This is a genomic window from Streptomyces sp. ML-6 (assembly GCF_030116705.1).
Lineage (GTDB): Bacteria > Actinomycetota > Actinomycetes > Streptomycetales > Streptomycetaceae > Streptomyces.
The window spans coordinates 1,190,074-1,212,096 of sequence record NZ_JAOTIK010000001.1 but is presented as its reverse complement, the minus strand read 5'-3'; the positions used below and the strand labels follow the sequence as shown (position 1 = coordinate 1,212,096).

At 72.0% G+C, this 22,023-nt stretch carries 22 protein-coding genes and 1 pseudogene; 13 read left to right on the top strand and 10 right to left on the bottom strand.

Features of this window, described 5'->3' with window-relative positions; all coding sequences use genetic code 11:
* The first annotated feature begins 384 nt into the window (after positions 1-384).
* Complete coding sequence (locus OCT49_RS05315) at positions 385-1,734, top strand: NsdA family TPR-like regulatory protein (RefSeq protein WP_283850736.1); 1,350 nt, start codon at positions 385-387, stop codon at positions 1,732-1,734.
* Between the two features lie 110 nt (positions 1,735-1,844).
* Here OCT49_RS05315 and OCT49_RS05310 read toward each other — a convergent pair whose 3' ends face one another.
* On the bottom strand, positions 1,845-2,705 hold the full coding sequence (locus tag OCT49_RS05310) for a 3-hydroxybutyryl-CoA dehydrogenase (RefSeq protein ID WP_283850735.1): 861 nt from the start codon (positions 2,703-2,705) through the stop codon (positions 1,845-1,847).
* A gap of 197 nt (positions 2,706-2,902) precedes the next feature.
* Between OCT49_RS05310 and OCT49_RS05305 the strand changes: the two genes are divergently transcribed.
* Positions 2,903-4,213, top strand: coding sequence for a glycoside hydrolase family 10-like protein (locus OCT49_RS05305; RefSeq protein WP_283850734.1), 1,311 nt, complete (start codon positions 2,903-2,905; stop codon positions 4,211-4,213).
* Positions 4,214-4,367: 154 nt separating this feature from the next.
* Here the strand turns inward: OCT49_RS05305 and OCT49_RS05300 are convergent, their stop codons facing one another.
* Entirely contained in the window at positions 4,368-4,580 is a 213-nt protein-coding gene (locus tag OCT49_RS05300) for a DUF1918 domain-containing protein (RefSeq protein WP_283850733.1), read from the bottom strand.
* A 303-nt stretch (positions 4,581-4,883) separates the two neighbouring features.
* Here OCT49_RS05300 and OCT49_RS05295 point away from each other — a divergent pair, with 303 nt between their 5' ends.
* Complete coding sequence (locus OCT49_RS05295; protein WP_283850732.1) at positions 4,884-5,459, top strand: histidine phosphatase family protein; 576 nt, start codon at positions 4,884-4,886, stop codon at positions 5,457-5,459.
* A 136-nt stretch (positions 5,460-5,595) separates the two neighbouring features.
* A pseudogene (locus OCT49_RS05290) lies at positions 5,596-5,910 on the top strand (serine hydrolase); the annotation flags it as partial.
* Between the two features lie 128 nt (positions 5,911-6,038).
* On the opposite strand, the gene OCT49_RS05285 reads toward OCT49_RS05290, so the two are convergent.
* Together OCT49_RS05285 and OCT49_RS05280 are read right to left on the bottom strand one after the other, a co-directional pair.
* On the bottom strand, positions 6,039-6,779 hold the full coding sequence (locus OCT49_RS05285; protein WP_283850731.1) for a Clp protease N-terminal domain-containing protein: 741 nt from the start codon (positions 6,777-6,779) through the stop codon (positions 6,039-6,041).
* Positions 6,780-6,928: 149 nt separating this feature from the next.
* The gene (locus OCT49_RS05280) at positions 6,929-7,426 is read right to left on the bottom strand and encodes a peptidylprolyl isomerase (protein ID WP_283850730.1); all 498 of its coding nucleotides are present in this window, start codon (positions 7,424-7,426) and stop codon (positions 6,929-6,931) included.
* 253 nt (positions 7,427-7,679) lie between these two features.
* Between OCT49_RS05280 and OCT49_RS05275 the strand changes: the two genes are divergently transcribed.
* Positions 7,680-9,551 (top strand): glycoside hydrolase family 15 protein, encoded by a 1,872-nt coding sequence (locus OCT49_RS05275; RefSeq protein ID WP_283855671.1) that lies wholly within the window; start codon positions 7,680-7,682, stop codon positions 9,549-9,551.
* Positions 9,552-9,612: 61 nt separating this feature from the next.
* Entirely contained in the window at positions 9,613-10,698 is a 1,086-nt protein-coding gene (locus OCT49_RS05270; RefSeq protein ID WP_283850729.1) for a barstar family protein, read from the top strand.
* A 64-nt stretch (positions 10,699-10,762) separates the two neighbouring features.
* Here OCT49_RS05270 and OCT49_RS05265 read toward each other — a convergent pair whose 3' ends face one another.
* The 4 genes from OCT49_RS05265 to OCT49_RS05250 form a co-directional block, all read right to left on the bottom strand.
* A complete protein-coding gene (locus tag OCT49_RS05265; RefSeq protein ID WP_283850728.1) occupies positions 10,763-11,170 on the bottom strand; it encodes a hypothetical protein in 408 nt (135 codons plus the stop codon).
* Between the two features lie 22 nt (positions 11,171-11,192).
* Positions 11,193-11,714, bottom strand: a complete 522-nt coding sequence (locus tag OCT49_RS05260) for an AAA family ATPase (RefSeq protein WP_283850727.1) — start codon at positions 11,712-11,714, stop codon at positions 11,193-11,195.
* 95 nt (positions 11,715-11,809) lie between these two features.
* Positions 11,810-12,343 (bottom strand): hypothetical protein, encoded by a 534-nt coding sequence (locus tag OCT49_RS05255; protein ID WP_283850726.1) that lies wholly within the window; start codon positions 12,341-12,343, stop codon positions 11,810-11,812.
* Entirely contained in the window at positions 12,340-12,588 is a 249-nt protein-coding gene (locus tag OCT49_RS05250) for a helix-turn-helix transcriptional regulator (protein ID WP_283850725.1), read from the bottom strand. Before OCT49_RS05250 ends, OCT49_RS05255 begins: the two co-directional genes overlap by 4 nt.
* 188 nt (positions 12,589-12,776) lie before the next feature.
* On the opposite strand from OCT49_RS05250, the gene argC reads away from it, so the two are divergent.
* Genes argC through OCT49_RS05225 form a run of 5 tightly spaced genes read left to right on the top strand, consistent with a single transcriptional unit; the run spans position 12,777 to position 17,604 of the window.
* Positions 12,777-13,805, top strand: coding sequence for an N-acetyl-gamma-glutamyl-phosphate reductase (gene argC / locus OCT49_RS05245; protein WP_283850724.1), 1,029 nt, complete (start codon positions 12,777-12,779; stop codon positions 13,803-13,805).
* Positions 13,802-14,956 carry a bifunctional glutamate N-acetyltransferase/amino-acid acetyltransferase ArgJ gene (argJ, locus tag OCT49_RS05240; protein WP_283850723.1) on the top strand — a complete coding sequence of 385 codons (1,155 nt, stop codon included), beginning with the start codon at positions 13,802-13,804 and terminating at the stop codon, positions 14,954-14,956. The genes argC and argJ overlap by 4 nt, the downstream gene beginning before the upstream one ends.
* Positions 14,953-15,864 (top strand): acetylglutamate kinase, encoded by a 912-nt coding sequence (gene argB, locus OCT49_RS05235; protein ID WP_283850722.1) that lies wholly within the window; start codon positions 14,953-14,955, stop codon positions 15,862-15,864. The genes argJ and argB overlap by 4 nt, the downstream gene beginning before the upstream one ends.
* On the top strand, positions 15,861-17,057 hold the full coding sequence (locus OCT49_RS05230) for an acetylornithine transaminase (protein WP_283850721.1): 1,197 nt from the start codon (positions 15,861-15,863) through the stop codon (positions 17,055-17,057). The genes argB and OCT49_RS05230 overlap by 4 nt, the downstream gene beginning before the upstream one ends.
* 10 nt (positions 17,058-17,067) lie before the next feature.
* Positions 17,068-17,604, top strand: a complete 537-nt coding sequence (locus OCT49_RS05225) for an arginine repressor (protein ID WP_148833497.1) — start codon at positions 17,068-17,070, stop codon at positions 17,602-17,604.
* Between the two features lie 70 nt (positions 17,605-17,674).
* Here OCT49_RS05225 and OCT49_RS05220 read toward each other — a convergent pair whose 3' ends face one another.
* Positions 17,675-18,379, bottom strand: coding sequence for a L,D-transpeptidase family protein (locus OCT49_RS05220; RefSeq protein ID WP_283850720.1), 705 nt, complete (start codon positions 18,377-18,379; stop codon positions 17,675-17,677).
* Positions 18,380-18,435: 56 nt separating this feature from the next.
* Complete coding sequence (locus tag OCT49_RS05215; protein WP_283850719.1) at positions 18,436-19,035, bottom strand: pyridoxamine 5'-phosphate oxidase family protein; 600 nt, start codon at positions 19,033-19,035, stop codon at positions 18,436-18,438.
* Positions 19,036-19,198: 163 nt separating this feature from the next.
* Between OCT49_RS05215 and OCT49_RS05210 the strand changes: the two genes are divergently transcribed.
* Both OCT49_RS05210 and argH read left to right on the top strand, forming a co-directional pair.
* On the top strand, positions 19,199-20,392 hold the full coding sequence (locus OCT49_RS05210; RefSeq protein ID WP_283850718.1) for an argininosuccinate synthase: 1,194 nt from the start codon (positions 19,199-19,201) through the stop codon (positions 20,390-20,392).
* An 88-nt stretch (positions 20,393-20,480) separates the two neighbouring features.
* Positions 20,481-21,914, top strand: a complete 1,434-nt coding sequence (argH, locus tag OCT49_RS05205; RefSeq protein WP_283850717.1) for an argininosuccinate lyase — start codon at positions 20,481-20,483, stop codon at positions 21,912-21,914.
* Positions 21,915-22,023 lie beyond the last annotated feature (109 nt).

Below are 22,023 nucleotides of genomic sequence, written 5' to 3'. Positions count from 1 at the left end.
CCGGCCGGACGCACCCTCCTGCGTGCTCGCGGGCGGCGGGATCGCACCCGGGCCCCGGCGCGGCCCGGGGAGGACCCGGCCCCGTGCCGACCCCGTAGCCACCCTCCGATCCGTGGGCAGTGGGTCGTGCGATCCGGCGCCGTCCGTACGGCCACGGAATGCCGGGCAGGTCGGCAGTACGGACGGCGCGGTTGCGGGTCGTCGTGCTGTACGAGGGGGAGCAGACGACCCGTCCGCCTCTTGCGAGGCGACCGATTCAACCGACCCGCGCCCCGGCGCGACAGGGCGCGCGGCGGGACGGTTCGGGCATTTTGTTCACACCCCGTGTGAATCGTGCTCCACTGGTGCGACACGTCTCGGCGTGCCGAACCACCGGAGGGGCACATGGCGGCGACGGAGCCCAACATTCTGCTGGCGGCCCTGATCGAGGAAGCGGGCGTCTCCCGGGCGGGTCTCGCCGCACACGTCAACCGGGCCGGCGACTCCCGCGGGCTCCCGCTGCGGTACGAACACACCGCGGTGGCCCGCTGGTTGAAGGGGCAGCGGCCGCGCGGCCGGGTGCCGGACCTGATCTGCGAGGTGCTCGGGAGCCGGCTGGGCCGGCCCCTCTCGCTGGACGACATCGGCATGGCGGAGCCGGGCACCGGCTCGCCCGCGCCCGGCTGCACGTTCACCGGATTCGTCGAACGGACCACCGCGCTGTGGCGCTCGGACGAACAGGGGCGCCCGCACCCGCCCGCCCCGTCCGCCGTCGCGGGAACGGCGGCGGTGATGCCCGTCTGGGAGTGGGAGAACCCGCCCGAGGACGCCGACGTCTCCCGCGTCGGCCCGGTCCGCGTCGGCCCGGCCGACCTGGTGACCCTGCGCGCGGCCCGCACCCACTACGAACTGATGTACCGCAGGACCGGCGGGATAGTGGCCAGGCCCCGGGTCGCCGGCTTCCTGAGCTCCGTGGCCGCCCCCCTGCTGCGCGGCGGGTACGACGACGCCACCGGCCGTCGGCTGCACCGGGCGGTGGGCGGGCTGGCCGCGGTGGCGGGGATCTGCGCGTACGACTGCGACCTGCACGGTCCGGCCCAGCGCCACTTCCACCAGGCGCTGCGACTGGCCAAGGCGAGCGGGGACCGGGGGTTCGGCGGCTATGTGATCGCCCTGCTGGTCAACCAGTCGCTGTTCCTCGCCGAGTACCGGCAGTCCGTCGCCTTCGCGCAGACGGCGCTGCGGGCCGCCGGGGAACGGCTCGGCCCCGCGCTCACCGCCGACCTCTACGCGATGCAGGCCAAGGCGTACGCCCGCCTCGGCGACGCGGGCGGCGCCGGGGAGTGCATCCGGCGCGCGGAGGCGCAGGCCGCGCGCATACGGCCGGGGCGGGAGCCGGACGAGGCGGGATACGTCCAGCCGGGCCTGGTCGACGTGCAGGTCGCCGAGGCGCTGCTCGTCCTCGGCGACCTGGCGGGAGCCGGGAAGCACGCGGCGGCGGCCGTACGGCACCCGGCGCACGACCGGGGCCGGGTGCACCGGCTGGCGGTGCTGGCCCAGGTCGAGCTGCGCCGGGGCGAGGCGGACCGGGCGGCGGCCACCGCGGTGGAGATGGCCGGGCTGGTCGGGGGCATGGAGTCGCGGCGGCTGCGCGACCGGCTGCGCACCGTGCGCGAGGGCCTGGCCGCGAGCGGCAGCGCCGAGGCGGGCCGGGCGGCCGAATTGATCGACGGGGCCCTGTGCGTACCGCTGTGAGCCCTGCCGCAGCCCCTGCCCGCCCGACGGCCGCGGGACGGGACCGGGGAAGCGGACGGGGCTGGCCGGGGGATCGCCCCGGCCGGCCCCGTCGGGCACAGCGGTGAGGATCAGGAGTACGGGTAGAAGCCCGAACCCGTCTTGCGGCCGAGCCGGCCCGCGTCGACCATCCGCTGGAGCAGCGGCGGAGCGGCGTACAGCGGCTCCTTGAACTCCGCGTACATCGAGTCGGCGACCGAGGCCACCGTGTCGAGACCGATCAGGTCGGAGAGCTTGAGCGGGCCCATCGGGTGGGCGCAGCCGAGCTCCATGCCGTTGTCGATGTCCTCACGGCTGGCGATCCCCGACTCGAACATCCGGATCGCGGAGAGCAGGTACGGGATCAGCAGCGCGTTGACCACGAAGCCGGAGCGGTCCTGGGCGCGGATCGGGTGCTTGCCGAGGACCTCCTGCACCAGCGCCTCGGAGCGCTTGACCGTCTCGTCGGACGTGGTCAGCGCGGGGATCAGCTCGATGAGCCTCTGCACCGGCGCCGGGTTGAAGAAGTGGATGCCGATGACCTGGTCCGGGCGGGAGGTCGCCACGGCCAGCTTCACCAGCGGGATGGAGGAGGTGTTCGAGGCGAGGATCGCGTCCTGCCGGGTCACCACCTGGTCGAGTACCTGGAAGATCTCGGTCTTGACCTGCTCGTTCTCCACGACGGCCTCGATGACGAGATCGCGGTCGGCGAACTCCCCGAGGTCGGTGGTGAAGCTCAGACGGGCGAGTGTCCCGTCGCGCTCCTCCGGAGTGATCTTGCCGCGTTCGGCGGCCTTCGAGAGGGAGTTGTGCAACCGGGTGCGGCCGATCTCCAGCGCCTCACCGGTGGTCTCGGCCACCAGGACCTCGAGCCCGCTGCGGGCGCACACTTCCGCGATGCCCGCGCCCATCTGGCCACAGCCCACCACTCCGACGCGTGCAATGTCGGCCATAGAGTCCGTCACCTCGTGCCTTTCGCTGTTCTCCGTGTCGCAGGTTCCCGTCTGATTCCGGTGCCCGCCCCGACCCCCCGACGTTACTCCGCGTCCTGGGGGTCATCGCGGGCCGGGGCGGGCATGCTCTGCGTTACGCCCGAATACGGGGGCGACGGACGATGACGACGATGCCAAAGAGACGGCAGGTGCAACAAATGCGGCAGATGGCCAGAAGAGGCTTCGTGGCGGGTGCGGCCGGGGTGGTCGCGGGTGCGGTGAGCGGGGTCGCCGCGGCGGGCGACGCCTTCGCGGGCCCGTCCCGGGGGGCCGGTGACTCCCTCGTCGCCCCGGCCGGCGGCCCCGGCGTCACGGAGCACACCGGACGGGGCCGGGTCGCCCGGCGCGAGCTGCGCGGCATGTGGGTCGCCACCGTCGCCAATCTCGACTGGCCCTCGGCACCGGGCCTGACGGCGGCCGCGCAGCGGGCCGAGCTGATCGCCTACCTCGACGAGGCCGTCGACCGGCGGCTGAACACCGTGATCCTCCAGGTGCGGCCGACCGCCGACGCGCTGTGGCCCTCGCCCTACGAGCCGTGGGCCCAGTACCTCACCGGCGTCCAGGGCAAGGACCCCGGCTGGGACCCGCTGGGCACCGCCGTCCGCGAGGCGCACCGCCGCGGCCTGGAGCTGCACGCCTGGTTCAACCCGTACCGGGTCGCCAACCACACCGACCCGTCCCGGCTGGTGCCCGGACACCCGGCCAGGGTGCACCCCGACTGGGTGCTGCCGTACGGCGGGAAGCTCTACTACAACCCCGGCATCCCCGAGGTCCGCCGCTTCGTCCAGGACGCGATGCTCGACGCGGTCCGCCGCTACGACATCGACGCGGTGCACTGGGACGACTACTTCTACCCGTACCCGGTGGCCGGGCAGGTCTTCGACGACGACGCCACGTACGAGAAGTACGGTGCGGGCTTCCCGGACAAGGCCGCCTGGCGGCGGGACAACACCGACCGGCTGGTGCGGGAGACCGCCGAGCGGATCAAGCGGATCAAGAAGCACGTCCAGTTCGGGGTCAGCCCGTTCGGTGTGTGGCGCAACGCCGCCACCGACCCGCTCGGCTCCGACACGACGGCCGGGGTGCAGACCTACGACGACCTGTACGCCGACACCCGCGGCTGGGTCAGGAAGGGCTGGATCGACTACATCTGCCCGCAGATCTACTGGAACATCGGCTTCGCCGCCGCCGACTACGCCAAGCTGCTGCCCTGGTGGGCCGAGACGGTCCGGGGCACCGGGGTCGACCTGTTCGTGGGGGAGGCGCTCTACAAGGCGGGCGACCCCGCCCAGCCCGCCGCCTGGCAGGACCCGGCCGAACTCTCCCGCCACCTCACCTTCGCCGCCGGCTGCGACCAGGCGCGCGGCCACGTCTACTTCTCGGGGAAGAGCGTGGTGAACGACCCGATCGGGGCCATGGACCGGGTGGTGGCCGACCACTACCGCAACCGGGTGCGCCCGCCCCGCTGAGCCCCGCCGCCCCGGCCCGGACGGAAGCGCCCGCCCCGCCCTGGTGCCGGCGGGGTGGGCGTGACGGGTGCCGTGGCCGGGCCGGCCGGTTTCCCGGCCGCCCGGCCACGGCACCCCGGGGTGAAGAAGAACAGCGCCGGGCCGCCGGAGGCCGCTACGGAGCCCTACGGGCCTGCTTCCGGGGGTCGGCGTGCTGTACGACGCTGTCGGGGCCGGGTGAAATCAGGTGCTCGTGTCCGTCCTCGAAGCGGACGCGGTACGGGGGAGTGCCCCCGGCCCCGAGCACTTCGATGATCTCTGCGACCCTGTCGTGCTGCCCCACGGTCCTGCCGTGTGTCAGCAGCCGGTCGCCCGCATGTGCCTCCATCGTGACTGACCTCCTCACGGGTGGCGGTCCATGTCGACAAGTCTATGTCCGAAGGGGCACTTCGCCCGGTGGAGGCGGTGGCCCCGGTACCGGCCGGACGCGGGGCGGGCGGGGAACCACCGGGGGAAGGAACCGGTTGTTCCGGAGTCCCGGCCCGCCCCGTTGGGCCCAACTCGCCTGTGGATCAGTCGACTTCAAGCCATCGGGAAGGGTGTGGGGGCCGGGGTGGAGCGGCGGCCGGGCGCAGGTTGACCCGCGTAGACCCTCTTGACCGAAAGGACGTTCGGCCCCACGATCACGGCCATGACTTCTCGAGTCTCGCTCGTGGTGGCGGCGCGTGGCTCCGCGCTGCTCGCCGAACGTTTCGACGACGACCGGCCGCTCGACCAGGCCGGCTGGCACGAGGTCCAACTCGCCGCGCACGCCCTGATGCCCCTGGGCGCCGCCGAGTTGCGCTACTGCTCGCCCACCCCGCGCAGCCGGGCCACCGGGGAGGCGCTCGGCTTCGCCCCGCTCGTCCAGCCGGCCCTGCGCGACTGCGACATGGGCCGCTGGCGCGGGTACACCCTCGCCGACATCACGGCGTGCGAACCGGCGGCGGTCGACGCCTGGCTCGCCGACCCGCGCTCCGCCCCGCATGGCGGGGAACCGCTGCTCGCGTTCATCTCGCGGATAGGGGGCTGGCTGGACACCCGGCCCGCGTGCGACGGCGCCATCGTCGCCGTCGCCGAACCCGCGGTGGTCCGGGCCGCGCTCGTCTACGCGCTCAAGGCCCCGCCCGCGACGTACTGGAGCGTGGACGTCGGACCGCTCTCCACGGTCACGCTCACCGGTGTGCCGGGCCGCTGGAGCCTACGGCTCGAAGCGGGAACCCGCTGACCGTCCGGCCCCGCCGGGCAAGGGTTCTCCGCCGTTCCGGCCGGGCGGTACGTTGCGTGGTCGGCGCCTCCGAAGGGTGGCGTCCGGCGTGTGTTCGACGCATCCGAGGGGTGCCGTCCGGGCGGGAGGGGCCGCCGTGCCACGGATTTACGGCCGGTGCGACGACCGTTTTTCCGCGGTGCGCGCCGCGTTCGAGGAAAATTTCCGGGAGCGCGGGGAGCTGGGCGCGGCCCTCACCGTACTGATCGCCGGGGAGCCCGTGGCCGACCTCCGGGGCGGCCGGCCCGACGGTGCCCGTACCCGCCCCCGGGAACGGGAGACGCTGGTCAACGTCCGGTCCACGACCAAGGGCCCGGCCGCGCCGTGCGCCCCCGTCCTCGCCGACCGGGGCCTGCTGGATCTCGACGCGTCGGTCGCCGCGTACTGGCCGGAAATCGCCGTGACGGGCAAGGGGCGCGCGAGCCCGGCATGATCGGGGCGAGAGGCCCCGGACGCGCCGGGTCACCGGCACGCCCGGGGCGCGGGATCGCACGCGGCCACCGACCGGGGCCTGCGGGCCCGCTCCTCACTTGCGCGGACTCACTCCTCCTTGGGGGAGACGGAGACGACGGCGAGGGCCTCGGTGATGGCCGTCTCGGCGGTCGCCTTGTCGATACCGAGACCGGTCAGGACGCCCTCGCCGGCCTCCTGCTCCAGCAGGGCCAGCAGGATGTGCTCGGTCCCGATGAAGTTGTGGCCCATCCGCAGGGCCTCCCGGAACGTCAGCTCCAGCGCCTTGCGGGCCCCGGCGTCGTACGGGATGAGGTCGGGGACCTCCTCGGCCGGGCCGGGCAGCGCCTCGGTCGCGGCCCGGCGGATGTCCTCGGCCGTGACGCCCTGGGCCTTGATGAACACGCCGGCCAGCCCCTCCAGCTCGCTGAGCAGCCCCAGGACGAGGTGCTCGGTGCGGATCTCGTCGTGGCGTGCTGCGCGGGCCTCGTTCTGCGCGGCCATCACCACGTTGCGGGCCCGCGGGGTGAAGCGGCTGAAGCCCTGGCTGGGGTCGAGGGCCGAGACCTCGCCCGGGTCCTTGGCGACGAACCGCTTCTGGGCCGCCTGCCTGGTCACCCCCATGCTCTTGCCGATCTCGGTCCAGGAGGCGCCGGAGCGCCGGGCCTGGTCCACGAAGTGCCCGATCAGGTGGTCGGCCACGTCGCCGAGGTGGTCCGCGGCGATGACGGCGTCGGCGAGCTGGTCGAGGGCGTCGGTGTGCACCTTCTTGATGGCCTCGATCAGGTCGTCGAGGCGTACGGGGTTGCTCATGCGTACGGGATTCTCCATGCGTCAACCGTAGGTTGACAGTGCTTGGGTGTCAACCTTCAGTTGACAGTCCCTCGATGGATTCCTTCGCCGGGCTCTCCCGGGAAAACAGCAAGCCCCCGACGGAGACCGTCGGGGGCGCGCTGCGTTTCAGCGGTTCGGTGTGCGGATCAGAGGACGCCGCTGTCCGCGATGGTGATCTTCGCCTTGGGGCGGCCGCTCTGCGAACCGAGGGCCTCGATCTTCTTGACCAGGTCCATGCTCTCCTGGTTGTCGACCTCGCCGAACACCACGTGCTTGCCGTCCAGCCACGACGTCACGATCGTCGTGATGAAGAACTGCGAACCGTTGGAGTCCGGGCCGGCGTTGGCCATGGACAGCAGACCCGGCTTGGAGTGCGTGAGCTTGAAGTTCTCGTCGGCGAACTTGGCGCCGTAGATGCTCTTGCCGCCCGTGCCGTCGCCGCGGGTGAAGTCGCCGCCCTGCAGCATGAAGTCCGGGATGATGCGGTGGAAGGACGATCCCTTGTAGCCGAAGCCCTCCTCGCCGGTGGCCAGCTTCCGGAAGTTCTCCGCCGTCTTCGGGACGACGTCGTCGAACAGCTTGAAGGTGATCCGCCCGGCGGGCTTCTCGTCGATGGTGATGTCGAAGTAAACCTTGCTCGTCATGGGGACCATCCTGACATCGACGGGCCCGGTGTCGACAATCGGGAGCCCCTTGCGGTGCAGGGCCCGGCCGCCCGTACCGTACCGCCGCCGCACCGCCTCCTCCCGTTCCCCCTCCCGCCCTCCCTTTCCGTCTCGCCGGGCGTCCGGCCGGAACGCCGCCCGGGGTTCTCCGTCCGGCTCGATCCGGGTGGAGGATCTAGCCTGGTAGAGGGGCTGCCCGAGGAGGCCCGACGTGACGGTGGAGCCCGCTGCGGTGGCCGGGGAACGGCAGGTCCCCGGCGGTTTTCCGGGTGGCGAGGACATCCGCTACCCGCCCGTGGCCGAGCACGGTCTGATCGGCGACCTGCGCAGCGCGGCGCTGGTGGACAGCCGGGGCACCATCGACTGGTACTGCTGTCCGCGCTTCGACGCGCCCAGCGTCTTCGCCTCGATCCTGGACGCCGACCGGGGCGGGTCCTTCGAACTGGCCGCCGACGTCCCCGCCCGCACCAAGCAGTTCTACTTCCCCGACACCAACGTGCTGATCACCCGCTTCTTCGCCGAGGAGGGTGTCGGCGAGATCCAGGACTTCATGCCCGTCGTCGACGAGTCGCGCGAGGCCCGCCGGCACCGGCTGATCCGCCGCGTGGTGTGCGTACGCGGATCGCTGCCGTTCCGTGCCCGGGTGGCACCCCGCTTCGAGTACGGGGCCCGGCCGCACACCGTACGGGCCGGGCACGGCCAGGCGGTCTTCGAGACGCCCGCGCTCACCCTCGCCCTGACGGCCACCGCGCCCCTGGAGGTCGCCGGACCGGACGTGTGGTCGTTGTTCAAGCTGCACGAGGGCGAGTCCGCGGTCTTCGCCCTGGACCGGGTCGGCGGCGACGTGGCTCCTCGCTTCTGCCCGCTGTCCGAGGCGGAACAGCAGTTCAACGCCACCGTCGGGTACTGGAGACGGTGGCTGTCCCGGTCGCGCTACCGCGGCCGCTGGCGGGAGATGGTGCACCGCTCCGCCCTCACCCTGAAGCTCCTCACCTACGCCCCGACCGGCGCCATCATCGCCGCGCCGACCACCAGCCTGCCCGAACGCATCGGCGGCGAACGCAACTGGGACTACCGCTACGTGTGGATCCGCGACGCCGCGTTCTGCGTGTACGCGCTGCTCAGGCTCGGCTTCACCGAGGAGGCCGAGGCGTTCATGGGTTTCCTCTCCGAGCACGTCCAACTGGAGGTGCCGACGGACGAAGGGCCGGCGGGTGCGAGCTGCGGCGTCGGCCCGCTGCAGATCATGTACGGCATCGACGGGCGCCGTGAGCTGCCCGAACGCGAGCTGACCCATCTGGAGGGCTACCGGGGCTCGGCCCCCGTGCGCGTCGGCAACGGGGCCGTCGGCCAGCTGCAGCTGGACATCTACGGAGCACTGATCGACGCCCTCTACCTCTACGACAAGTGGGGGCGGCCCATCTCCAGCGCGCACTGGGAGAGCATCTGCGAGGTGGTCGACTGGGTGTGCGACCACTGGGACCAGCCCGACCAGGGGATCTGGGAGAGCCGGGGCGCGGGCGAGAACCACCTCTACTCGCGGCTGATGTGCTGGGTGGCCGTCGAACGCGCCATGCGGCTGGCCCAGCACCGCGGCCTGCCCGTCGACATCGTGCGGTGGGGGCGGGCCCGGGACGCGATCTACCGCCGGATCATGGACCGCGGCTGGTCCACCGAACGGAACGCCTTCGTCCAGTACGAGGGGGGTCATGTCCTCGACGCCTCCCTGCTGATGATGCCGCTGGCGAAGTTCATCTCTCCCACCGACCCGAAGTGGCTCGCCACGCTGGACGCGCTGGGGGAGGACCTGGTGTCCGACTCGCTGGTCTACCGCTACGACCCGCAGGTCAGCCCGGACGGCCTGAGCGGCGACGAGGGCACGTTCTCGATCTGCTCGTTCTGGTACGTGGAGGCGCTGACCCGGGCCGGCCGGCTCGACGAGGCCCGGCTCGCGTTCGAGAAGATGCTCACGTACGCCAACCACCTCGGCCTGTACGCGGAGGAGATCGGCCGCACCGGGGAACAGACGGGGAACTTCCCGCAGGCGTTCACCCATCTCGCACTGATCAGCGCGGCCTTCAACCTCGACCGGGCCCTGGGCTGAGCACCGGCACCCGCGGGAAAGGAGTGCGCCGCGCGAGCGTGCTTCGGGCAGGATGGCCGCCGTGCAGGAGAACGAGGGCCGCCGCGGACACGGGCGGTACACGCTGACGGAGACGGAGCACGGCCGGGCCTGGGGCGTGTGCGACGCGGTGGACGGGTTCTTCGGGGAGCCGAGGCGGGGCACGTACGAGCTGTTCGGCTGGGCCCCGGAAGGTGCCGGGGTGCGGGGCTGGGTCGGCAACCGGACATGGCTGGTGCCGGACGACGGGACGACCGGGCCCTGGCTGCTGGAGGACGCGGAGAGCCCGGGGCCGCTCCCCGGGGCGGACGGTCTCCTGCTCACCGGCGCGGACGACTACGAGGGCCCGCCCGAAGGGCACCGGGGCCGCGTCCGGGTGCACGACGGGCATCGCTGGCTGGGCTCCTGCCGGGAGTTCACCCGCGTCCTGCCGCGCCAACGGTCCGCACCCCCGTTCGTCCTGCGGGGGCTCGCCCCGGACGACCGGCTGCGGGCGGTACTGGCGAAGGGCACCCGGCGGGCGCTGGACCTGGAGCAGGCCGCCTTGGAGATACGGGATGACGGGGGCCGGCCGCTCACCGAACGACTGCTCTGGGCCAGGATCACGGACTGGCGCCCGTCCTCCCGCGGAGGCGATCTGATCGACCTGGAACTCGACGGGTACTTCTTCGAGCCCGCCCCCGAAGCCGTCCGGCCGGTCTGGGAGCGGTGGCTCGCCGGACCGCCGGAGGCCCCGGGCGCCTGGGCGGGTCTGGACACCCGGCGCCGCTGGGCCTGGCACGACCTCGTCCGGGAACGGGCCGCCCACCGCCCCGCCGGTGACCGGCCGACCGGTCACGCCTACGAACTCGACGGCCGGCACATCACCGACGAACCGGGCTTCTACCTGGCGCTCGGCGAGGCGGTGAACGGGCCGGGCGGCTACTTCGGCGGCTGCCTGCCCGCCCTCGACGACTGCCTGGGCGGCACCTTCGGCTACACCGCCCCCGCGACCCTGCTCTGGCGGGACGCCGCGACCGCACGCGCGCACCTGTCCCGGACCCTGACGCCGGAGGGCCGGCCCTGCGACCTGTTCGCCGTCCTCCTCGACATCCTCGCCCAGGGCGGCATGCGCGTCACCCTGGCATGAACCGGGGACCGCCGTCCCCGAAGAGGAGCCCGCCGCGCGTACGCGGGTGGTGCCTGCCCCCCCGTCAACCCGTCCCCGGGCCGTGGGGCCCGTCATCGAAGGTGAGGACCGACACCGCGGTGTCGTACTCCTCGCGCAGGTACCCGCCGTATCCGGCGTTTTCGACGTGGGGCGCCAACAGGTCCATGACCGTGGTGATTTCGCCGAGGTCGTCGTCCATCCAGAGGTTCCGGGTGAACAGGCCCCAGGCGTCCTGGCCCCCGAGGGACTGGTACCGCAGGGACGCGAACTCCCCGCCCGGCAGCCGGCTGTCCGGATCCGGTTCGAGCAGTTGGTACGGGTGCTCGTCCGCGTCGAGGTGCGGCGGGCGGTCCTCGCTCGCGCCCATGTGCCACCGCAGTGCGTCCAGGACGGGTTCGGGCGTCCCGTCCCGGAGGAAGCAGGTGAAGACCACTTCGTAGTGAAGGCTCACGTCCGTGTTCTCCCGTCCCGGCTCAGCTCTTGACCGCTTCGGCGATCCGCAGCGCGGCCTGTTCGGGCGTGAGGTGCGTGGTGTCGACGACCTCGGCCGCCTCGTGCAGCCAGGTGCGGGCCGCCTCGGCGTAGGGATCGAGGTGTTCGAGCCGGAAGGCGGAGGGGCCCATGACGGTGTCCCCCTCGATGCGCCCGCGGAGGGTCTCCTGGTCGGCATGGAGGACGAAGTGCCGCACCGGGACGGAGTGCCGGGCGAGGCCCGCGCTGATCTCGCGCCAGTACTCCTCGACCAGGACGGTCATGGGGATCACCAGGGTGCCGCCGGTGTAGTCGAGCACGTGGCGGGCGGTCTCGACGACGAGCGGCCGCCACGGCGGCCAGTGCTGGAAGTTGCCCGTCCAGGGAAGTCCCGGCGTGATGTCCATGAGCGTCTCGCCGACCTTCTCGGCGTCGAACACCCGTGAGTCCGGGATCAGTTGCTGCACGAGTGCACTGGTCGTCGTCTTGCCCGCGCCGTGGGTGCCGTTGAGCCATACGATCATGGGCCCCACGGTAGTTCCTCCCCGGCCGGACCGCCCGACGCTTCCGAGCCATCAGGCATCGGAGGCTCGGTCGTCGGCCGGTTGCGGCGGACCCGTCAGAGGGCCACGGGGTCGTCGTCCTCGGCCGGTTCGTCCTGGGCCATCAGGCCGGCCACCCACAACGGCATCAGCCAGTGCACCACGAGGACCGCGATGAGCACCGGCGCCGCGTACGCCGTGGGGGCGTGGCCCTCGATCGCGCCCGCGGTCAACAGGCCGGCCGCGGCCGCGAGCAGGAGAAGGGTCATCGCCCGGTGGGCGCGGGCCTGCACCCGGACGCGTTCGGCGGACTGGCGCTCGTCCAGCGCCCGTTCGCGCAGTTCGAGCAGACCGCGGGTGGCCGCGTTGATCGCCCCTGTCGCCACCATCCACGGCAGCAGCAGCACCGCCATGACGACGACGGCCCGGATCGGCTCCCCCTCCGCGAGGTAGAGGTGGGTCATGAGCCCGCCGATGGCCGCGGTCAGCACCACGTGCGCGGTGACGACCAGGCGCCGGCGGGCGGCCGTGGCGTACAGCGGCTGGGCCCGGCGGTCGTTCATGAGCCGCAGCATCCTGCGGTCGTGGCGGGTCAGCGGTGCGGTTGTCATGACGTCTTCCTCCCGTAGATCTCATCCGTGAGCGGCCGGAACGGTTCGAGTGAGAACAGCGCCTCCACCGGCAGCCCGAAGAACTTCGCGATCTTCAGTGCCAGGTCGAGGCTCGGGTTGTACTGCCCCCGCTCGATGTAGCCGATGGTCTGGTAGTGCGCTCCCACGGCTTCGGCCAGGTGTTGACGTGACACCTTCCGCTCGGCACGAACCATGGCAAGTCTGTTGTGCACCTGCTCGCTCATGTATAAGAAGTACTACATTTGGAGTGAGGGCTGCAACATTGTGCGGCGCTTCCGTGAAAGCGGGGGACTGGTCGACTCCCCTGGCCGGGTGTCCGGCCGGGCGCAGGGCGGGCGTGCACAGGATGCGCGACTCTTTGCATAAAAGTGCGGCGATGCGTATAGTCATGCCATCAACGAGGAGGCTTTCGATGGTGGTACGTGCAGCGGTGGCAGGGGCGAGTGGATACGCCGGCGGGGAGCTGCTCCGCCTCCTGCTGGTCCACCCCGGGGTCGAGATCGGTGAGCTCACCGCCAACTCCAACGCGGGCCAGAAGCTCGGCGCGCTCCAGCCGCACCTGAGGCCGCTCGCCGACCGGGTGCTCCGGCCGACCACCCCCGAGGTGCTCGCCGGGCACGACGTGGTCTTCCTCGCCCTGCCGCACGGGCAGTCCGCCGCCGTCGCCGAGCAGCTCGGGGACGAGGTGCTCGTCGTGGACATGGGCGCCGACTTCCGGCTGGAGGACGCCGCGGACTGGGAGAAGTTCTACGGTTCGCCGCACGCCGGCACCTGGCCCTACGGGCTGCCCGAGCTGCCGGGCCGGCGCGCGGCGCTGGCCGGTTCCAAGCGGATCGCGGTGCCCGGCTGCTACCCGACCGCGGTGTCGCTCGCGCTCTTCCCGGCGTACGCGGCCCGGCTGGCCGAGCCCGAGGCCGTGATCGTCGCGGCGTCCGGCACCTCCGGGGCCGGCAAGGCCGCCAAGCCGCACCTGCTCGGCTCCGAGGTGATGGGCAACATGTCCCCGTACGGCGTCGGCGGCGGCCACCGGCACACCCCCGAGATGATCCAGAACCTCAGCGCGGCGGCCGGCGAACGGGTCACGGTCTCCTTCACCCCGACCCTGGCGCCGATGCCCCGCGGCATCCTTGCCACCTGCAGCGCGAAGGCGAGGCCCGGGGTGAGCGCCCAGTCCCTCCGCGACGTGTACGAGAAGGCGTTCGCCGACGAGCCGTTCGTCGATCTGCTCCCCGAGGGGCAGTGGCCCGCGACGGCGTCCGTCCAGGGGTCCAACGCCGTGCAGATCCAGGTCGCCCACGACGAGGCGGCGGACCGGATCATCGTCATCAGCGCCATCGACAACCTGGCCAAGGGCACCGCGGGCGGCGCCCTGCAGAGCATGAACATCGCCCTCGGACTTCCCGAGGACACAGGTCTTTCCACGATCGGAGTCGCACCGTGAGCGTCACGGCAGCACAGGGGTTCTCCGCGGCGGGCATCGCCGCGGGAATCAAGGAGAACGGCAAGCCGGACCTGGCCCTCGTCGTCAACCGCGGCCCGCGCCGCGCCGCCGCGGGCGTCTTCACCTCCAACCGCGTCAGGGCCGCCCCCGTCCTGTGGTCGGAGCAGGTGCTGAAGGGCGGCGAGGTCACCGCGGTCGTCCTCAACTCCGGCGGCGCCAACGCCTGTACCGGGCCGAAGGGCTTCCAGGACACCCACGCCACCGCCGAGAAGGCCGCCGAGGTCCTCACCGGCCACAACGCCGGCGAGATCGCGGTCGCCTCGACCGGTCTGATCGGCACCCTGCTCCCGATGGACAAGCTGCTGCCCGGCATCGAGCAGGCCGCGGCCGCCCTCAGCGAGGACGGCGGCGAGCAGGCCGCCATCGCGATCAAGACCACCGACACCGTCCACAAGACCGCCGTCGCGGGCGGCGAGGGCTGGACCGTCGGCGGAATGGCCAAGGGCGCGGGCATGCTCGCCCCCGGCCTCGCGACCATGCTGGTCGTCCTCACCACCGACGCCGATGTCGACGCCGCCGGACTCGACTCCGCGCTGCGCGCCGCCACCCGCACCACCTTCGACCGGGTCGACTCCGACGGCTGCATGTCGACCAACGACACCGTGCTGCTGCTGGCCTCCGGGGCGAGCGGGATCACCCCGGAACAGGACGAGTTCGCCGAGGCCGTGCGGACCGTCTGCGCGGACCTCGCCCGGCAGCTGATCGGGGACGCCGAGGGCGCCTCCAAGGACATCCGGATCGAGGTCGTCGGCGCCGCGAGCGAGGACGACGCCGTCGAGGTGGGCCGCTCCATCGCCCGCAACAACCTCCTCAAGTGCGCCATCCACGGCGAGGACCCCAACTGGGGCCGGGTGCTCTCCGCGATCGGCACGACGAAGGCCGCCTTCGAGCCCGACCGGCTGAACGTCGCGATCAACGGCGTCTGGGTCTGCAAGAACGGCAGCGTCGGCGAGGACCGCGACCTGGTCGACATGCGCTACCGGGAGGTCGCCATCACCGCCGACCTGGCCGCCGGCACCGAATCCGCCGTCATCTGGGCCAACGACCTCACCGCGGACTACGTCCACGAGAACAGCGCGTACAGCTCATGAGCACGGCGCGGAAGCACACCGCACTCCCGAAGGCCCAGACCCTCATCGAGGCGCTGCCCTGGCTGACCCGGCACAACGGCAAGACCGTCGTCATCAAGTTCGGCGGCAACGCCATGGTCGACGAGGAGCTGAAGGCGGCCTTCGCCCAGGACGTCGTCTTCCTGCGCCAGGCCGGCCTCAAGCCCGTCGTCGTGCACGGCGGCGGACCGCAGATCAGCGCCCAGCTCGACAAGCAGGGCCTGGTCAGCGAGTTCAAGGCGGGGCTGCGCGTCACCACGCCCGAGGCGATGGACGTCGTACGGATGGTGCTGGCCGGACAGGTCCAGCGCGAACTCGTCGGCCTGCTCAACCAGCACGGCCCGCTCGCCGTCGGCATGACCGGCGAGGACGCCCGCACGATCACCGCCGTCCAGCACCGGCCGACCATCGACGGCGAACTCGTCGACATCGGCCGGGTCGGCGAGATCACCGCCATCGACACCGGGGCGATCCAGGCGCTGCTGGACGACGGCCGGATCCCGGTGGTCTCCTCCATCGCGCGCTCCGCCGACGACGACCACGTCTACAACGTCAACGCCGACACCGCGGCAGCCGCGCTCGCCGCCGCGCTGAACGCCGAGACGCTGATGGTCCTCACCGACGTCGAGGGCCTCTACGAGGACTGGCCCAACAGCGACGACGTGATCAGCCGCCTCACCGCCACCGAGCTGGAGAAGCTGCTGCCCGAGCTGTCCAGCGGCATGGTGCCCAAGATGCAGGGCTGCCTGCACGCCGTGCGCAACGGCGTCGAGACCGCCCGCGTCATCGACGGCCGGGTCCAGCACTCGATCCTGCTGGAGATCTTCACCGACGAAGGAATCGGCACGATGGTCGTGCCCGACGCGCAGCCCGAGCAGGGGGAGTCATGAGCAACCAGGAGCTCGTCCGGCGCTGGAACGACGCGCTGATGGACAACTACGGCACCCCCAAGCTGTCCCTGATGCGCGGCGAGGGGGCCAGGGTGTGGGACGCCGACGGCACCGAGTACCTCGACTTCGTCGGCGGCATCGCGGTGAACGCGCTGGGCCACGCCCACCCCGCCGTCGTCGAGGCGGTCTCCGCCCAGATCGCCTCGCTGGGCCACGTCTCCAACCTCTTCATCGCCGAGCCGCCCGTCGCGCTCGCCGAACGGCTGCTCCAGCTCTTCGGCCGCCCCGGCCGGGTCTACTTCGCCAACTCGGGCGCCGAGGCCAACGAGGCCGCCTTCAAGATCGGCCGGCTGACCGGGCGCACCCACATGGTCGCCACCGACGGCGGCTTCCACGGCCGGACCATGGGCGCCCTCGCGCTGACCGGCCAGCCCGCCAAGCGCGACCCCTTCCTCCCGCTGCCCGGCGACGTGACGCACGTCCCGTACGGCGACGCCGAGGCGCTCCGGGCGGCCGTGACCACCGACACCGCACTGGTGATCATCGAGCCGATCCAGGGCGAGAACGGGGTGGTCGTGCCGCCCGCCGGATACCTGGAGGCCGCCCGCGAGATCACCCGGGCCACCGGCACCCTGCTCGTGCTCGACGAGGTGCAGACCGGCATCGGCCGCTGCGGCCACTGGTTCGAGCACCAGGCCCACCAGGGCGTCGAGCCCGACGTGGTCACCCTCGCCAAGGGCCTCGGCGGCGGACTGCCGATCGGCGCGACCGTCGCGTTCGGCCCGGCGGCCGAACTGCTGAGGCCGGGGCAGCACGGCACGACGTTCGGCGGCAACCCGGTCGCCTGCGCCGCCGGACTCGCGGTCCTGGACACCCTGGCGGCCGACGGCGCCCTGGACCGGGTGAAGCGGCTCGGCGAGAGGATCCGCGAGGCCGTGGAGGGCCTGGGCCACCCGCTGGTCTCCCATGTCCGCGGCTCCGGGCTGCTGCTGGGTATCGTGCTCACCGAGCCCCTTGCGCCCCAGGCGCAACAGGCGGCTCAGGGAGCCGGAATCCTGGTGAACGCACCCGCCCCCGATGTCCTGCGGCTGATGCCGCCGCTGATCATCGACGACGCGGAGGTGGACGCGTTCCTCCGGGCACTGCCCGGTGTTCTCGACGCGGCAAGAGGGGACGGACGATCCGGAGAATGAGGCGACGACGATGACCGAGGCGCAGGAGACCGAGCACGGGGGGCCGGCCGTGCCGCAGACCCGCACCGCGCGCCACCGCCGGATCGTGGACATCCTGAACCGGCAGCCGGTGCGCTCGCAGAGCCAGCTGGCCAAGCTCCTCGCCGACGACGGGCTGAGCGTCACCCAGGCGACGCTCTCCCGGGACCTGGACGAGCTGGGCGCGGTGAAGATCCGCAACACCGGCGGCGAGCTGATCTACGCGGTTCCCAGCGAGGGCGGATTCCGCACCCCGCAGGCCCCGCTGGGCGGCTCCGCCAAGGAGGAGCGGATGCGGCGCCTCTCCGCCGAACTGCTCATCTCGGCGGAGGCCTCGGCCAACCTCGTGGTGCTGCGCACCCCGCCGGGCGCGGCCCAGTTCCTCGCCTCGGCCATCGACCAGGCCGAACTGCACGACATCCTCGGCACCATCGCCGGCGACGACACCCTGATGCTGATCAGCCGCGACCCGGCGGGCGGCCAGGCACTCGCCGACCACCTGCTCCGGCTGGCCCAGAACGAACGCTGAGAGCCGGCCGGGGCCGTCGGCCGGCCGGGGCTCCGGGACGGTCGGCGGCGCGTGACCGGCTCCCGGACCGTCAGTAACGCGTGATCGCGGTCGGGCCCGACCGGGTCCCGATCGCGATGTGCGGACGGCGGGCCGGGTTCACCCAGTCGAGGATCCGGTCCATCGCGGACGCCGGTACGGAGACGCAGCCGGCGGTCGCGCCGCGCCCGTCGACGTGCAGGAAGATCCCGGCGCCCCGCCCGCGCACCGGCCGCTCGTAGTTGAACCCGATGACGAGCGCGCGGGCGTACTGCGTCGGGTACGCGATCAGGTGCTCCGCCTCGCCGGCCCGGCAGTCCGCCGGGCGCGGCTCGACCCAGCGGTTGTAGTCCCGCGCCGCGTTGTCCTGGCACCACCACGACCGGTCGTTGATCCGCCGGTAGGGATGGGTGGTGCCGGCCGGTGCGGGCGTGGTCCCGAAGGCGTACGGCAGGTCGTACAGGCCGGTGGGGGTGGTGTTCGTGCCCTGCTTGCGCGAGGCGCCCTCGGCCAGGCCCTTCGCGCCGAAGCGGGCCGGTGCCGAGCCGGCCTTCACCCAGACGCCCCGGCGCAGGTTCCACCAGGTGACGGTGCCCGTGGTGGAGCGCGCGTCCGGCGCCTCGGCCGTGATCAGCTGGGTGCCCCCGCCGGTGTCGGCCAGCCGCCCCGGCGGCGTCGACGCCGGGGCGGACCGGGCCGCGACCGACGAGCCCGCCAGCGCGAGCAGTACCGACACGGTCACCAGGGATCTGCGCATGCCCCGGACGCTAGCTGCTTTGCCCGGCCCTCACCCCCGGATCTGCTCCGTACGGCTCAATCCCCCTCACCGTCCGGCAGGACCGGCAGCGGGAGCGGCAGTCCGGGCAGCCCGTCGATGCTGGTCGCCACGTGCTCCTTCTTCTCGAAGTAGGCGCTGAGCGAGGCGTCGTCCTCCCGGGCGAAGCGCCCGGCGTGCAGTGACCGGTCCTCGTCGTACGACATGAAGGGCACCCCGTAGCCGCAGGTGTCCCGGATCAGTTCGGCCCGCACCACGATGACGGCGCGCAGTCCGTGGAGGCGGGGGTCCACGTCCGGGAAGTGGGCGAGCAGCGGGCCGAACCGGGGGTCGTCCCGGAAGACCGGCTCGCCGCGGCCGTGCACCCGCACGATGTTCGGGGGGCCCTGGAAGGCGCACCACATCAGCGTGATGCGGCCGTTCTCGCGGAGGTGGGCGACGGTCTCGGCGTTGCTGCCGGCGAAGTCCAGATAGGCCACGGTCAGCTCGTCGATGACGGCGAACGAGCCGCTGATCCCCTTGGGGGAGAGGTTGACCGTGCCCTCGCCGTCCAGGGGCGCGGTCGCGGTGAAGAAGATGTGCTGTTCCTCGATGAAGGTCCTGAGCCGTCCGTCGATGCGTTCGTACGTTTTTCCCATACCGGCCATTGTCGTCGGCAACTCCGTTGTGAACAGGGCCGTTTCGGCTGCCGGGACGCCGAGGGAGGAGTCCCGTCGGCACGCCCCCGCCCGCACCTTTGACAAAACATACGGAGGACTGCATAGTTATACCCATCAGTGATTGCACCGTAAGGAGAAACCCGTGACCGAGCGCGTCGTACTCGCCTACTCGGGCGGCCTGGACACCTCCGTCGCCATCGGCTGGATCGCCGAGGAGACGGGCGCCGAGGTCATCGCCGTTGCCGTGGACGTCGGCCAGGGCGGCGAGGACCTGGACGTCATCCGCAAGCGCGCGCTCGCCTGTGGTGCCGTCGAGGCCGAGGTCGCGGACGCCAAGGACGAGTTCGCCGAGGAGTACTGCCTCCCCGCGATCAAGGCCAACGCCCTCTACATGGACCGCTACCCGCTGGTCTCGGCCCTCTCCCGGCCGACCATCGTCAAGCACCTCGTCGCCGCCGCCAACAAGCACAACGCCGGCATCGTCGCCCACGGCTGCACCGGCAAGGGCAATGACCAGGTCCGCTTCGAGGCCGGCATCTCCGCGCTCGGCCCCGACCTGAAGTGCATCGCCCCGGTCCGTGACTACGCGATGACCCGGGACAAGGCGATCGCCTTCTGCGAGGAGAAGAACCTCCCGATCGCGACCACCAAGAAGTCCCCGTACTCCATCGACCAGAACGTCTTCGGACGCGCCGTCGAGACGGGCTTCCTGGAGGACATCTGGAACGCGCCGATCGAGGACATCTACGAGTACACCGAGAACCCCGCCACCCCGCGCGAGGCCGACGAGGTCGTCATCTCCTTCAAGGAGGGCGTGCCGGTGGCCATCGACGGCAAGCCCGTCACCGTCCTCCAGGCCATCCAGCAGCTCAACCAGCGGGCCGGCGCCCAGGGCATCGGCCGGATCGACATGGTCGAGGACCGGCTCGTCGGCATCAAGTCCCGCGAGGTGTACGAGGCCCCGGGCGCGATCGCGCTGATCACCGCCCACCAGGAGCTGGAGAACGTCACCGTCGAGCGCGAGCTGGCCCGCTACAAGCGGCAGGTCGAGCAGCGCTGGGGCGAGCTGGTCTACGACGGCCTGTGGTTCTCGCCGCTCAAGCGCGCCCTGGACGGCTTCATCAACGAGGCCAACCAGCACGTCACCGGCGACATCCGGATGACCATGCACGCGGGCCGCGCCGTCGTCACCGGCCGTAAGTCCGAGCAGTCGCTCTACGACTTCAACCTCGCCACCTACGACTCGGGCGACACGTTCGACCAGTCCAAGGCGCAGGGCTTCATCGAGATCTTCGGCCTCTCGTCGAAGATCGCCGCCAAGCGTGACCTGGCCTGACCCCCAGCAGTTACGTCACCGCCTCCCCGGACCCTCCGTGCGGGGAGGCGGTCGCACATCCACCCCTTGTTCTTCCGAGGAGCACGCAGTGAGCAACGGCAACGGCACCAGCGACGTACGCCTCTGGGGCGCCCGCTTCGCCGACGGCCCGGCCGAGGCGCTGGCCAGGCTGTCCGCCTCCGTCCACTTCGACTGGCGGCTCGCGCCGTACGACATCGCCGGCTCCCGCGCCCACGCGCGCGTCCTGAACAAGGCGGGCCTGCTCACCGAGGACGAGCTGACCCGCATGCTCGCCGGCCTCGACCGGCTGGAGGCGGACGTCGCCGACGGCTCGTTCACCGGCACCATCGCCGACGAGGACGTGCACACCGCGCTCGAACGCGGACTGCTGGAGCGCCTCGGCCCGGACCTCGGCGGCAAGCTGCGGGCGGGCCGCTCCCGCAACGACCAGATCGCCACGCTCTTCCGGATGTACCTGCGCGACCACGCCAGGATCATCGGCGGCCTGCTCGCCGAGCTCCAGGGCGCCCTGGTCGGCCTCGCCGAGGCGCACCCCGACGTTGCGATGCCCGGCCGCACGCACCTCCAGCACGCCCAGCCGGTGCTCTTCGCCCACCACGTCCTGGCCCACGCGCAGGCCCTGTCCCGGGACGCGGAGCGGCTGCGCCAGTGGGACGAGCGGACCGCGGTCTCCCCGTACGGCTCCGGCGCCCTGGCCGGATCGTCGCTCGGCCTGGACCCGGAGGCGGTCGCCGCCGACCTCGGCTTCGAGCGCGGCTCCGTGGGCAACTCCATCGACGGAACGGCCTCCCGCGACTTCGTCGCCGAGTTCGCCTTCATCACCGCGATGATCGGGGTGAACCTCTCCCGGATCGCGGAGGAGGTCATCATCTGGAACACGAAGGAGTTCTCCTTCGTCACCCTGCACGACGCCTTCTCCACCGGCTCCTCGATCATGCCGCAGAAGAAGAACCCGGACATCGCGGAGCTGGCCCGGGGCAAGTCCGGCCGGCTGATCGGCAACCTGACCGGCCTGATGGCCACGCTGAAGGCCCTCCCGCTCGCGTACAACCGCGACCTCCAGGAGGACAAGGAGCCGGTCTTCGACTCCTGCGACCAGCTGGAGGTCCTGCTGCCCGCCTTCACCGGAATGATGGCCACCCTCACCGTCAACCGCGAGCGGATGGAGGAGCTGGCCCCGGCCGGCTTCTCGCTCGCCACCGACGTCGCCGAATGGCTGGTCAAGCAGGGCGTGCCGTTCCGGGTCGCGCACGAGGTGGCCGGCGAGTGCGTCAAGGAGTGCGAGCAGCACGGCATCGAGCTCGACCAGCTGACCGACGAGCAGTTCGCCAAGATCTCCGAACACCTCACGCCCGAGGTCCGCACGGTCCTCGACGTGGCCGGCGCGCTGGCCTCCCGCGACGGACGCGGCGGCACCGCCCCGTCGGCCGTGGCCGTCCAGCTCGCCGAGGTGAAGGCCGACCTCGCTGCCCAGCAGGCCTGGGCCACCGCGAGGAACTGACCGCCGCGGGGGCGGACACCGGGGGCGGGGAGCGTTCGCGCGCTCCCCGCCCTCCGGTTCCCGTGAGCTGGGTTACGTTGACGGGGGAGAGCACCCGACCGACGAGGAG